The 13,056-nt window shown below is 53.7% G+C and carries 12 protein-coding genes; 6 read left to right on the top strand and 6 right to left on the bottom strand.

Going from position 1 to position 13,056, the window contains the following annotated elements:
• Positions 1-89 precede the first annotated feature (89 nt).
• Genes ABJI08_RS01860 through ABJI08_RS01850 form a run of 3 tightly spaced genes read right to left on the bottom strand, consistent with a single transcriptional unit; the run spans position 90 to position 2,153 of the window.
• Complete coding sequence (locus ABJI08_RS01860; RefSeq protein ID WP_348400128.1) at positions 90-884, bottom strand: iron chelate uptake ABC transporter family permease subunit; 795 nt, start codon at positions 882-884, stop codon at positions 90-92.
• Positions 877-1,677 carry a metal ABC transporter ATP-binding protein gene (locus tag ABJI08_RS01855; RefSeq protein ID WP_348400127.1) on the bottom strand — a complete coding sequence of 267 codons (801 nt, stop codon included), beginning with the start codon at positions 1,675-1,677 and terminating at the stop codon, positions 877-879. Before ABJI08_RS01855 ends, ABJI08_RS01860 begins: the two co-directional genes overlap by 8 nt.
• A complete protein-coding gene (locus tag ABJI08_RS01850; RefSeq protein ID WP_348400126.1) occupies positions 1,674-2,153 on the bottom strand; it encodes a transcriptional repressor in 480 nt (159 codons plus the stop codon). Before ABJI08_RS01850 ends, ABJI08_RS01855 begins: the two co-directional genes overlap by 4 nt.
• Positions 2,154-2,236: 83 nt before the next feature.
• On the opposite strand from ABJI08_RS01850, the gene ABJI08_RS01845 reads away from it, so the two are divergent.
• Positions 2,237-3,307: a zinc ABC transporter substrate-binding protein gene (locus ABJI08_RS01845; RefSeq protein ID WP_348400125.1), complete on the top strand. Its 1,071-nt coding sequence runs from the start codon at positions 2,237-2,239 to the stop codon at positions 3,305-3,307.
• 72 nt (positions 3,308-3,379) lie between these two features.
• Here the strand turns inward: ABJI08_RS01845 and ABJI08_RS01840 are convergent, their stop codons facing one another.
• A complete protein-coding gene (locus tag ABJI08_RS01840; RefSeq protein WP_348400124.1) occupies positions 3,380-5,041 on the bottom strand; it encodes an ABC transporter substrate-binding protein in 1,662 nt (553 codons plus the stop codon).
• A gap of 548 nt (positions 5,042-5,589) precedes the next feature.
• Here ABJI08_RS01840 and ABJI08_RS01835 point away from each other — a divergent pair.
• The 5 genes from ABJI08_RS01835 (at position 5,590) to ABJI08_RS01815 (ending at position 11,721) form a co-directional block, all read left to right on the top strand.
• Positions 5,590-6,642, top strand: coding sequence for a glycosyltransferase family 2 protein (locus ABJI08_RS01835; RefSeq protein WP_348400123.1), 1,053 nt, complete (start codon positions 5,590-5,592; stop codon positions 6,640-6,642).
• Between the two features lie 34 nt (positions 6,643-6,676).
• A complete protein-coding gene (locus ABJI08_RS01830; RefSeq protein WP_348400122.1) occupies positions 6,677-8,932 on the top strand; it encodes a glycosyltransferase family 2 protein in 2,256 nt (751 codons plus the stop codon).
• Positions 8,933-9,031: 99 nt separating this feature from the next.
• Positions 9,032-10,036 (top strand): hypothetical protein, encoded by a 1,005-nt coding sequence (locus ABJI08_RS01825; protein ID WP_348400121.1) that lies wholly within the window; start codon positions 9,032-9,034, stop codon positions 10,034-10,036.
• A gap of 99 nt (positions 10,037-10,135) precedes the next feature.
• Entirely contained in the window at positions 10,136-10,801 is a 666-nt protein-coding gene (locus ABJI08_RS01820) for a sulfotransferase family 2 domain-containing protein (protein ID WP_348400120.1), read from the top strand.
• A gap of 2 nt (positions 10,802-10,803) precedes the next feature.
• Positions 10,804-11,721: a phosphoadenosine phosphosulfate reductase gene (locus ABJI08_RS01815; protein ID WP_348400119.1), complete on the top strand. Its 918-nt coding sequence runs from the start codon at positions 10,804-10,806 to the stop codon at positions 11,719-11,721.
• Between the two features lie 10 nt (positions 11,722-11,731).
• Here ABJI08_RS01815 and ABJI08_RS01810 read toward each other — a convergent pair whose 3' ends face one another.
• Positions 11,732-12,751, bottom strand: coding sequence for a LacI family DNA-binding transcriptional regulator (locus tag ABJI08_RS01810; protein ID WP_348400118.1), 1,020 nt, complete (start codon positions 12,749-12,751; stop codon positions 11,732-11,734).
• Positions 12,748-12,912 carry a hypothetical protein gene (locus ABJI08_RS01805; protein ID WP_348400117.1) on the bottom strand — a complete coding sequence of 55 codons (165 nt, stop codon included), beginning with the start codon at positions 12,910-12,912 and terminating at the stop codon, positions 12,748-12,750. Before ABJI08_RS01805 ends, ABJI08_RS01810 begins: the two co-directional genes overlap by 4 nt.
• Positions 12,913-13,056: the final 144 nt, after the last annotated feature.

Below are 13,056 nucleotides of genomic sequence, written 5' to 3'. Positions count from 1 at the left end.
ACTCTTTGTCGCTCTGGGGTGAGGAAAACGAGACCGACGCAATACCGACGCGATACCGACATGTTGCCGATTGGGAATTTTCTGTCAGATCAGCGAATTAACCTGAGTTTTGCCAAAATATTGCTGACCATGAAAAAACACGCCGCAACACACACAATAGATGGTCCTGTGGGGGTGTCATATTGATAGGACACCCACAATCCGCCCATGGCCGAAGCCGCGCCGACACCCGCCGCGCCAATCGCCATTGTTTCCGGTGACCGGGCCAAAGCGCGTGCGCTGGCCGCCGGAATGATCAGCAAAGCAACAATCAGCAACGCGCCGACAACCTTGATGGCCACGGCCACAACCAAGGCGAGGCTGAGCGTCAGAACCATCTGTTCGCGTTTGGGATCAATCCCGCTGGCATAGGCCAGATCGGGGTTCAGCGTCGCCGTCAAAAGCGCTTGCCAGCGCCATGTCATCAACGCCAGAACCAACAGCGCACCGCTCCAGATCACGCCCAGATCGCCCTTGCTGACGGCCAGAATATCTCCGAACAAATAGGCCATCAGATCCAGCCGCACACCCTGCAGAAAAGACACTGCGACAAGGCCAAAAGCCAGCGCGGAATGCGCCATGACACCCAGCAGCGTATCCATCGCGTACCCCCGCCCGGTAAGGTTGGACACGGTCACGGCCATGATCAACGCAATCGCCAAAGCCCCTGTAAACACAGAGGTTCCAAGCGCCAGCGACAACGCCACGCCCAGGATTGCGGCATGAGCCGTGGCATCGCCGAAATAGGCCATGCGGCGCCAGACCACAAAGCAGCCCAAAGGTGCCGCAGCAAGCGCGATGCCGATCCCGGCCAACAGCGCCCTGACAAGAAAGTCGTCAAGCATGATGATGCGGATCCTCATGTGTGTGATCATGCGTGTGTTTATGGTCGTGGTCGTGGTCGTGGTCGCCGTCGTGGGGATGGTCGTGATCATGATGATGGTCATGTTCGTGACGGTAAAGTGCCAGCGCACCATGTGTTCCGCTGCCAAATAACGCGCGATATTCGGGCGCGGAAGCCACGATGTCCGGTGTGCCGTGACAGCACACATGCCCATTCAGACAGACCACACGGTCGCTTGCGCTCATCACGACGTGCAATTCGTGGCTGACCATCAAAATAGCTGCACCAGTGTTGCGCCGCACGTTTTCGATCTGGGTATACAAGTCCGCCGAGCCGGGTTGATCGAGGCCCGTAGTGGGCTCGTCAAGGATCAGCAAATCCGGCTTTTCCAGCAACGCGCGCGCCAACAAGGCGCGTTGAAACTGTCCGCCGGACAGACCCGCCATCGGACGCCTTTGCAACCCATCCGCCCCGGCCTGAGCAAGGGCGGTCCGAATATCCGACGCCGCACGCCGACGCGGCAGAGACAGGAAACGTTCCACGCTCAGCGGCAAGGTTGAATCGATGGACAGGCTTTGGGGAACATATCCGATACGCAGTTCGGGCGCGCGGGTTACGGACCCTGAGTTTGGCTGTAAGGCCCCGATTATACACCGTAAAAGCGTGGTTTTTCCTGATCCGTTGGGGCCGACAATTGTCACAATCTCGCCCTTGTCAACGTTCAGGTTGATATTCGACAGCGCCTGATGATCACCATGGGTGACGTTCAGGCCAGACACAGAAATCAGGCTCACGATGGTGTCTCCCCGGAGCAGGCGGGGCACAGGCCTTCGGCTTCGACAACAGTGGTTTCGATGGTGAAACCCAGTTGTTTTGCGGCTGCGCCAAGGCTGGCTTTCATTGGCATGCTGGTCTCTGCTACGGTGCCGCAGGCATGACAGATCAGGAAGATCGGCGCATGGTCGCCGCAGGGATGTGTGCAGGCAAGATAGGCGTTGAGCTTTTGAATTTTGTGTGCGAATCCGTGGCTCACAAGAAAATCAAGTGCCCGGTATACGACAGGCGGCTGCGCCGCATAGCCTTCAAGAGCCATCACGTCTAATATATCATATGCCCCCATGGCGCGGTGTTCCATCAGCAGGATTTCCAGCACCCGCCGACGCCCTTTGGTCAGCCGCAAACCACGGGTCTGACAAACATTTTCTGCGGCGTCCAATGCCCCGGACATACAGGCCGTGTGATCATGTGAACCAAATCCGACGTCGCTCATCTGCACCCTCTCCTGAATTGCTATTGATATAGTATAACATTTCTTTTATGGCCAGAGCTTGTTTCCGAAATCAGGACCGGATTATGAAAACCTTCATCAGTTTCCTTTCTTCTATCGCTGCGTTCTCTATTGCTGCGCACGCCGAACCGCCCAAGGTCGTAACAGATATTGCGCCTGTGCATTCGCTTGTTGCCGGGATCATGCACGGTGTTGAAACGCCGAAAAACTTGATTGCCCCAGGGGTATCACCGCACGGATACGCGATGCGGCCTTCCGAAGCGCGGTCGCTTCAGGGGGCTGATCTCGTTGTGTGGATCGGACCCGAGCTGACGCCAAGTTTGACCGAGTCAATTGAAACACTTGCCGGAGATGCGGTTCATATCGAATTGCTGGATTTGCCGGGAGTCGCGTTGCTACCGTTTCGGGAGACAGCCGTTTTTGATACGGGGGACCACGACGATCATGATGATCACGACGATCATGCTGATCATGACGACCATAAAAACCACGACGCACACGATGATGACGATGATCATAGCGACCACGCCGAACATAGCGATCATGAAGACCACGCGGAACATGATGCACATGACGCAGGTGAAGATCAGCACGCCCATGCGCACGATCACGATGGCGTTGATCCGCATGCATGGCTTGATCCGGTAAACGCGCAGATTTGGGTGCAGGCCGTTGCAGCCAAGCTAGCGGAAATGGACCCGGCAAACGCCGCAGTTTACGATACCAACGCTGCAGTCATGGCCGCAGATTTGCAAGATTTGATTGATCAGACCAGCGCACTGCTGGAACCGGTAAAGGGGCAACGTTTTCTAGTGTTTCATGATGCCTATCAGTATTTTGAAACCCGATTTGGCCTGAAATTGGCGGGTGCGATCGTGCAAAGTGACGGTGTACCGCCAAGTGCTGCACGGTTGCATGCTTTGCAGGAAGAGCTCGAGCGCGAGCAGGTGAATTGCATATTCAGCGAACCTCAGTTCAATCCCGGCGTTCTGAACGCCTTGACCGAAACGAAGGAGATCTCGACGGCAGAGCTGGATCCGATTGGTGTGGGATTGCAGCTTGGTCCAGAGCTCTACATCAGTGTGCTGAGCCACATGGCGCAAGATTTTGCGAGCTGTTTGGCAACCCAATCCTAAATGAGAACTCGATCAGGGTTTTCTGTAAAAAAGGGCCGCCCTTGGGCGGCCCGTTCTAATTTGATTATAGGTTTACGTCCAATGGAGTTGAGCCGGGCGAATTTCGAACGTAATGTGGTGCGCACCACCTTCCAGACCTGCCTTGGTGTGGTTGGACAGGGACCGCCAATAAGGCTGGATGGTTACGCCGTCGTCCTGCAGCATCTTTTCGCCTTTGGCCATCAGCCCGCGCCGAATTTCGACATCTGGCGTTGCCAGAGCTTCCGCCAAAAGCGCGTCAAATTCTGGGTTGGCATAGCCGAACTCGTTCCATGCTTCGCCAGAACGATACGCCAACGCCCAGATTTGGACGCCCAGTGGACGGTGGTTCCAGTTGGTCGAGCTGAACGGATACTTGGTCCAGTCATTCCAGAACGTAGATCCGGGCAAGATTGTACGCTTCACGTTAAAACCAGCGTCGCGCAATTGAGCGGCAACAGCATCCGTTGTGTTCTTGCGCCATGCGTCGTCGATCGAGTGGATTTCCATTTCGAAATCACCCATTCCGGCTTCGTCGAGCAGAGCCTTTGCACCTGCTGGGTCATGCTTGACCATGCCGATGTCGGCATATTCCGGATGGGCTGGTCCGACGTGGTGATTTGCAGCGACGATTCCGCGACCGTCAAAGCCCAGTTCCAGAAGAACGTTGTTGTCGACTGCCATGGCGATTGCCTGACGGACCCGCTTGTCAGCGTAGGGTTTTACTCCGTCGACCTCAGCAAGCTGGTTGGGGCGAATGACGATGGTCGCCATTGTCACAACATCGTTTTGGTTCCAGTCGTCCAGCGAGGCGATAATATCGATAAACTCGCCATCCACCGAGTAAAGCATGTCAATTTCTTCGGCCTCGGCAGCGGCAACCCAGGATGCTGGATCGGTGCCGTAATCGAGATATTCGACCCGGTCGACCCACGCGCCATTGCCCGCGTTCCACCAAGTGTGATCTTCGTTGCGCACCAACACAGCCTTGACGCCGACTTCCATAGATTCTGGAAGATAGGGCCCTGTTCCAATTGGGTTTTCCAGCGGGGCCTCGGCATTAAAGGAACTGTGCACAATCGCGGCGGGATAGTCGGACATGCCCGGAATGAGCGAGATGTCCGGGCTTGGCAGATTCAGGCGAACAGTGTGGCTGTCGACAACTTCGATTGCGCCATCCAGTGCTTTGTTTGTGTTCGGATCAATGAGAACGGCGAAACGACCAGCCATCGAGTTGCCTTCCACATCCTTTTCGCACCATCCTGCGATGCTGCGGGCGACGTCGTCAGCCGTGAAATCTTCTCCGTTATTCCATTTCACACCTTGGCGCACGTTAAGTGTGTAGCTCGTCGCGTCGTCAGATATATCCCAGCTTTCGAGCAGCATTGGTGTAATCGTGCCGTCATTTTGATACTGAACAAGGTATTCCAGCCAACCCTTGGAAAAGTTGGAAATTTCGTTCCAGTCGTAGGTGCGCGGGTCCTTCAAAGCGAGAACCGATTGTTGAACGCGCACGACGCCGCCTTGTTTGGCGGTGCCAGCTGCGTAGGCTGGTGCTGTCATGCCGAGCATACCATAAGCAGTTGCGGCGGTGGCGCCAAATGCGCTGGCAAGCGCCAGAAATTCACGACGGCTTACTGCGTCGTTGCCGACTTTAGCAGCGCTGTTGAGAATGCTATCGGGTAGCGGCTGTCCGTTTCGTTTCAAATAGGTCATGATCTTTCTCTCCGTTGGTCTGTCGGGTTTCCCCAGATAGCAGTGAACCTGCTTTGTTTTGTCTGTCAGTTAGAAAACTGGCTTTGTTTAGGCTTTTGGTCCCCATGAGACGCGCGGCGATCAGCTTTGTTTGTCGATTCAATCGTGTGCACGCGTCACAACTTTTTATATCCAGCCACAGCAATGGTCGTTTTAGCAACTGTTATCCGGTTTTTTTTCATGCAGGGTGAGCATCGAATTCTGGCACGACTTTCCTGCACCGGGAAAAACGTGAAACCGAACCCGGCAGGAAGTGTCTGTCAAAGCGCAAGTGCATGTTTGATTTTAAAGGCAGCAAGGGGCGGTTCCTCTGGTTCGAATGCGACCTAACAAATGCAATAATCGACATGTGATGTCGTATTTCGTCCATATTGATGGTGCGAGGGTTTTGATCTTCTAATGAAGGTGTCACCCGAAGGACTCATATTGGCGGCTCGCAATGGTCATTGGATGTGCGACGAACGTGATGCGTGTTACCAAGTGTTAAGAAGCAGATTTTGAGAGGTTCCGTGCGCGTTCTGAGTGTCACCAGTGTCCGCAACGAAGGGCCTTATTTGCTTGAGTGGATCGCACATCACAAGGCGGCCGGTGTCACGGATTTTCTGATCTGTTCCAATGATTGCGATGATGGCACGCACGAAATCTTGCAATCGCTGGATCATGCCGGTTTGGTCACGCACGTGCCGCACATTCCGTCAGCACAAAAGAGTATTCAGTGGCAGGCGTTGCGTCAGGCATGGCGTCATCCATTGCGCAAAGAAGCCGATTGGATATTGGTGTCTGATGTCGATGAGTTCTTGAACATCCACGCGGCGGGGCACACGGTCGAGGCTTTGCTGTCCAATGTTCCAGAAGACACTGACGCGGTTGTCTTGCCGTGGCGATTGTTTGGTCACAACAATGTTGTGTCCATCGATGATGCACCAGTGACGCAGCAATTTACCCGCGCGATTCCGCCCGAAACCCAGTTTCCGATTGCCGCAAGCCTGTTCAAAACACTGTTCCGCGCCAGGGGGCCATTCAATCAACTTGGGGTGCACCGCCCAAAACAAAAAGATCCGGCAAAGGCTGCGCTGCCTAATTTCGTGGATGGGTCTGGAAAGCCAATGCATCGCTTGTTGGCGCGCGCGCCGCATCGGTTGTCATTGTTCGATTTGGGCGTTGGGCGGGATCTTGTCGAACTCAATCATTATGCCGTTCGTTCTGCGGCTGCTTTTTTAAACAAGTGCGACCGCGGTCTGCCAAACAGAGCTCATAAGCCTGTGGATCTGGCATATTGGGCCGAACGGAATTTTAACTCCGTGCAGGATATGACAATTGCACGAATGCGACCCGCCACCGAAACCGTTTTGCACGATGTTTTTGCCATTCCGGGGCTAGCCAATCTGCACAAACAGGCCGTTGTTTGGCATCGAAATCGCTTTAACGCTTTGGTGAAAAATCCCGAGTATCAAACCCTGTTGACGCAAATTCTGGTTGCCGGGGACAGCGCAGTTCTGCCCAATAATTTGCAGCGCCAACTGGTTCGGTGGTATCAGGGCGCTAACAAAAATACTGTCTGACAACAGACAAAGACAGAGCAGGTTGCAGTTTCAGATGAAGAAACCAGAATTCAAGAGTTGCCTGATAGAACATTTTGAGTCTGGCGAAGTTCAGGTGTTGGATACCGTCGGTGTCGGGGCGGGCCGTGCGATTGCTTATCTGGCGACTGGAACACCGCCAGAAAAAGTACAGTCTTGTGGGAAAACAAAGATCACCAACCTGCGCAGTGTTGGAAACGGGCTGATCGCGGACCTGTCTTTTGAAGGGAATAAACCCGAACTGGATTTGGGCGGGCAAGTCTGCAAACTCAACGTCTCACGCGAAGAGACAGACTTGTTCGCCGGCATGAACACGGCATTGGCCATTCGAAACGGTGAAACGCCGGAAGTGACTGTTGATTGGTTGCAGTATCATGCCAAACATCACGGCATGGAGGCGGCGCTTATTCTGGATCGTTCGCAACCGAAGGACGCAAGGAAATATGCGAACAAGGTGCGGGCCGGTTCCAGAAAGATTGCAGGGCTAAAACAGGTGGTCGTTGTACATGCGGATATGCCGCTTGGGCAGCACGATCTGCCGCCCGAAGCGCACCCGTTCAATGCACCCGATGCGCCCGGTAAAGATCGCATGGAGGTGCCCGCGCCGTCGCCCTGGGATTCACCTTTGGGTGAATTGCAGGTGTTTGAGATGATGCGTTGGCGGTTTCTCAACCGGGTCCGCGCCGTTGCTCTGCTAGAGATTTCCGATCTTTTGGCGGACATATCAGGAGCGGATGTCGACAGCGACAATGTCTTTGATGCAGCTGTCGCATCCCCGTCTGGCGTTATCGCGCTTGTTGGGCGCAATTGTTATCCCTGGCGTGTGCGAAAAGGGGATGAGGCTGGGTTTGGCGACCATATTTGTGTGCAGTTTGACGCGACCAAGATGCGACGCCGTTGGTGTGTTGCGCCTGACAAGACCGGTCCAAAATCCGTTTGGCGGCTGGTGCGTATCGTGTCGGCGCCCCCCGGACCCGAGGACTGGGTTCAGTTTTATCGCTGTATGGGGCTGCGGCACCCGGCGGAGTCTGTGTCCAAAATTGTGCCTAAGACGTCTTTGATTGAGGACCCAAAACTAAGGGCTTTGTCAAGGAATGCGTTTGGTCACAAACCTTTGCGAATGCCCACAATTGAAAAGCCTGATGTGGATACGTCAAACAACGACGTCACAATCATCACCTGCATGAAGAATGAGGGTCCGTTTATTCTGGAGTGGCTGGCCTATCATCGGGCTATCGGGGTCAAAGACGTGATCGTCTACACCAACGATTGCAACGACGGCACCGACACGTTTCTGCAGCTCTTACAAACCAAAGGATTTGTGCAACATCGCGAGAATCCGTTTGAAGGCACTGGCTTGAAACCTCAGCACGCCGCATTGAAGGCCGGGGAGAAGGAACCTGTTGTTAAAAACGCGGACTGGGTGATTTCGATGGATGTTGACGAATTTATCAACGTCAAGGTCGGAGACGGCACACTGAAAGCGTTGTTCGGCGTGGTTGGTCCGGCCAACCTGATCTCGTGCACATGGCGTTTGTTCGGGAATTCGGATGTGCATGAATACCGCGACGATCCGCTTATGGCTCAGTTTACACGATGTGCACCCGAGATGACGCGCAAGCCGCATCAGGCATGGGGGTTCAAGACGCTGTTCCGAAATATCGGTCTGTTCAAGAAGCTGGGTGTGCACCGCCCAAAAGGTCTGAATCCGCAGTTGTGGGGAGAGATCAACTGGGTCAATGGGTCCGGCCAGCCGCTGCCCAAGGACATGTATCGCAATGCGTGGCGATCAACGGCCAGCACCGTGGGTTATGACCTTGTACAACTGAACCACTACGCGGTGCGTTCGGCTGAGAGCTTTCTGGTCAAACGCGATCGGGGGCGGGTCAACCACGTCGACCGGGACCAGGGGTTGGCGTATTGGTTTCGAATGAACAACAATGTCGATGAGGACACGTCTATTCAACGTTTGATCCCATTGATGCAGGCCGAAATGGATCGTTTGCTAGCCGACCCGGAAATTGCCGAGGCACATGCGTTTTCGGTGGATCGTCACCGAGCCAAAATTGATGCTCTGAAAGAGACGTCAAACTATTCTGATTTTTACGAAGACCTGACCGGCGCGCGGATGCAACGCCTTGCCCGCTTGCATCCGCATTTCGGGGCCAATGTGTTTCTTGCGGGCCCTGAAGTTATTCCCGATTGGGTGGTCGAGAGAGACTTGCCCGATGATTTCTTTTTCACGGTGGACAAACAGGAAACTGCGCATTGAAATGAGCGTAATTGGTCGTGAATTGCAGATGTAAATTCAGAGACAAAACCCGGAAGAACAGCTAAACTGTTTCCAAATCAAGAACAAAAGGCAGGCAAAATGGCAAAACTCCCAGAGATTGCGTCGTTGTGGATCGGCGGTCAGCTCAGCTGGTTGGAACAACTTTGTCTGAAGAGCTTTGCCGATGCAGGGCACCACACGACATTATATAGCTATGATGAGATCCCAAATGTGCCCGAAGGGGTGCATACGGCAGACGCAGAAGACATATTTCCGGCGGACCCGATGTATCGCCATGTCAGAACGGGCAGCCCGGCGATTCATGCCGATCTATGGCGCCTCAATATGCTGAAAAAAACCGACAAGATCTGGGTCGATGCGGACATCTATTGCTACCGGCCGTTTAAATTCACCCGAAAAACGGTGTTCGGCTGGGAAAAAGACGACCTCGTGTGTAACGCGGTCCTGGGGTTGCCAAAAACATCCAAGGCGTTGACCGCGATGCTGGAATTTTTTGAGGACGAGTACGCAATTGGTCCTTGGTTGCGCCCATGGCAACAGGCGGAACTGCAAGCTGAAAAGGAAGCTGGAAACCCGGTACATATGACGGCGCAAAACTGGGGCTTTACGGGCCCCGCAGCGGTGACCCATTTCTTAAAGCAGTCTGGCGAGATTAAATACGCAGAGCCTGTGGAAGCGTTTTATCCGGTGTCATTTAAAGACCGAAATAAGATGTTCCAAAGCCGGTTCGACATGGATGACTGGTTTACGGAAGACACCAAAGGCGTGCATTTCTGGGCGCGCCGCATGAAGCCGCGTCTACAGGAGAAAGAAAACAATCGGCCACGTCGTGGGTCGTTCATGCATAATGTTATGGTCAAGCACGATATCGATCCGGATGCAGCCCCTATTCCAGCGAAGATCGTCAAAGACAAGGCGCCGGTCGATGATCCGGACTTTCGGGCAAAGATCGCTATTGAGGCTTTGAAAGGCGAGGCGTCTGTCACCAAAATTTCGCGTGATTATCTCGTCGAGAAAAGCTTTATCAAGGAATGTCGGGATCGGTTGATCCAGTCAGCCCCAAGCCTGTTTCGCGAGGGTTAGGCCGTGGAGCATCGCCCCCGCATTTTGGAAAACTATCCGAACCAGCGTCATTTTCTTCAGCTGGTGAACGTACCTGTTTTTGGCAGCCCGTTTTTATATATGAAAAACCACAAGGCCGCGTGTACCACGGTGTTGGCAACTTTGATGGCCAATTTGCTGGAGCAAAAGGGTGAGGCGACAGAAGGGCTCGATATGAGGCTTGTCCATACTCCGCCCAATACGTTGTTGCTGACAGGGCCACGCGGGCTGAGTATTGCGCAAGTGATGGAAGCGTTGGCAGACAGGCGTGTGTTTCGGTTTACCATTGTTCGTGAGCCGGTGGCGCGCACGGTGTCGAGCTTTGCTGACAAAATTGTCAAAGGCGACAAGCAAAAGACCAAATTGATGCGCTACCTCAAGCGACCCGCCGACAGTGATTTATCCCTGTCGCAGTTTCTTGACATCATGGCGCAGGATCAGGGCGCCCGTGACGTTGATCGGCATTGGCGCAGTCAACGTCTTGAAGTGTCTTATGATTTTATCAACTATGATTTTGTAGGTGATATGGCTGATCTGCACGGTGCGCTGAGCCAGATTGTACGCCGGATTTTCCAGGTCGAGCGGCCCAAAGTGCAAGATACGCGTGCCTCGATGGGGCACAAATCGAAAAGCGCCGAATTGATTGAGGGGATGACCGCGTTGGATCGGCGTAATATCGAAAAGGCCTTTGGCCCCGATTTTGAGATGTACGAGGATGTTCGGCAAAAGCTGGCGCAGGTGGCATGACAATGAAAGACCAGCACGAACCGAAAACCCAGTCCGAATGGCAAACCAATCTGGAAGATATCGGAGCAAAAGAAGGGTTTTATGAAGCGTTAGGCGATCAGCACACTGCATTGTTCGTGGAACGCGGCGATACGTTAATCGTGACCTTTGAGAACCTGGATCATGTCTATGAACGTGGGGCAGATCGGATGCCGTGGGGGTATGACTTTGTTACCTCGCGTGGTTGGTCGATGCTGGGTTTGATGGCGCATGACTGGACCTGGTATCGTGACAGTGAGGTGCATGACTTTTTTGATCGTTTGCGAGACGAAGGGTTTTTCGAACGGTTTTCTAATGTGATATTTTATGGGGCTTCAATGGGGGCTTATGCGGCGGCTGTGTTTTCGTCTGCTGCACCCGGGGCAACCGTGATTTGTATTTCACCCCAGGCAACTTTGGATCGTGAAGTTGCCAGTTGGGAAACACGATACAAAAAGGCCTGGCGCCGGAACTATCATGACCGGTATGGGTACGCGCCTGATCTGGTCGCAGACGCCAGCGCGGTGCACATGTTTTACGATCCGCGCGCGCCGCTTGATGCGATGCATGTGGCGCTGTTTCGAGGGGCGAATATTCGCAAATATAGATGCCGGTTTATGGGCCATCGGATTGCATCGCTGTGGCTGCAACTGGGTATTTTGAAACCGGTTATTGAGGGATGTGTCGCAAACACGATGACCCAGGCCGAGTTTTACACGTTATTGCGTCGGCGTCGTGAGAATGGGCGTTTCCAAAAAGAAATGCTTCAGATGCTGCAAAAGCTTGATCGACCGAAAATGTTGGCCCGATACTGCACGGCAGTTTTGGCGCGACGGAGAGGACCAAATTTCCGAAAAGCGTTGCGGGCCGCGGAAGAGCAAATCGCCCGAACTAACAAGTAAGCAATGAGCCCTACTTGCGCTGCAACGTATCCCCAAAGCTGATCTTGGGTGTCAGCGCGAAACTCGCGCTTGATGTATCGCCGCGTACTCTTTCGGCAATGATTTCAGCGGCGCGAGATCCAATTTCATGTCGGCAGGCATCCATCGTCGCCAACTGTTGAGGCAAGCCTTGCAACAACTCAACACCGTTGAAACCTGCCAGCCCGATTTGTCCGGGCACATCGATTCCCTGGCCCGTGAGGTAAAGCAACCCACCCGCGCCGATCATGTCATTTGAATAATAAATGAAATCGATGTCCGGATTGCGGTCGAGCACGGTTTTTGTCATTTCGCGGCCCTTGGCCAACGCGGAACCACCGGAATAGAATTCCCGGTCACAAACTTCTAGCCCGGCTTTGGCGAGCGTTTCCGTGAACCCTTCAAATCGTTTCCGCGCACGGTGATCCAGTGGCATCTTGGTTCCGAGAAAGGCGATTTTCTTGTACCCGGCTTCCAAAATGGCCGCGGCCATTTCGCGACCCGCCCTGCGGTGCGATATCCCGACCATCGCGTCGACGGGTTCTCCGTCTGTATCCATTATCTCGACAACCGGAATGCCGCTGGCGCTGAGCATAGCACGTGAAGCGTCGGTGTGTTCGAGGCCTGCAATGATGACACCTGAAGGTCGCCAGGACAGCATTTCGTAGAGAACTTTCTCTTCTTTTTCAGGAAGATAGTCCGTCACACCAACGACGGGCTGAAGTTCAGTGTCTTCCAGCACCTGGCTGATCCCAGTGAGAACCTCCGGGAACACCATGTTCGAGAGAGACGGGATGATGACGGCGACCAGGTTCACCCGTTGGCTTGCCAAAGCACCCGCAATTTTGTTGGGTACGTAGCCCAAATCCTTAGCTGCTTTGAGAACTTTTTCTCGCGTTGTCGCTGAAACGTCACCGCGGTTGCGCAGAACGCGACTCACTGTCATTTCAGATACGCCCGACGCTTCGGATACGTCGCGCAATGTAAGTGAGCGCCTGTTGTCGTTTGTCACTGGAAACTTCCTGTTATCATCCCAAAAAGGTTAACTTGAACAGTCTGTGAAACACAAGCGCTGCCGGGTTCTGACGTTGTGACTTTTTGGCGTTTGACGCGACGGTCGTTCATTTCAAGCTTGGTAATTTGCTGCCGTTGCATTGTTCCAAAGGCTGACATCAGCAATCCAATTTGCTTTAAATGCCCCCTGAGCATGATTTCACAAGTCCACAATGGTGTATGAATTTAGGGTGAGTAGTTCATGATGAGATCGGTCCAGCGGCCTATCTACAGATGCTTGGCGGTTAGTTCGGCAATTTTGAG

Source organism: Shimia sp. (assembly GCF_039969785.1).
Lineage (GTDB): Bacteria > Pseudomonadota > Alphaproteobacteria > Rhodobacterales > Rhodobacteraceae > Shimia.
The sequence above is the reverse complement of the archived record's forward strand: the minus strand, read 5'-3'. Positions and strand labels throughout refer to the sequence as shown.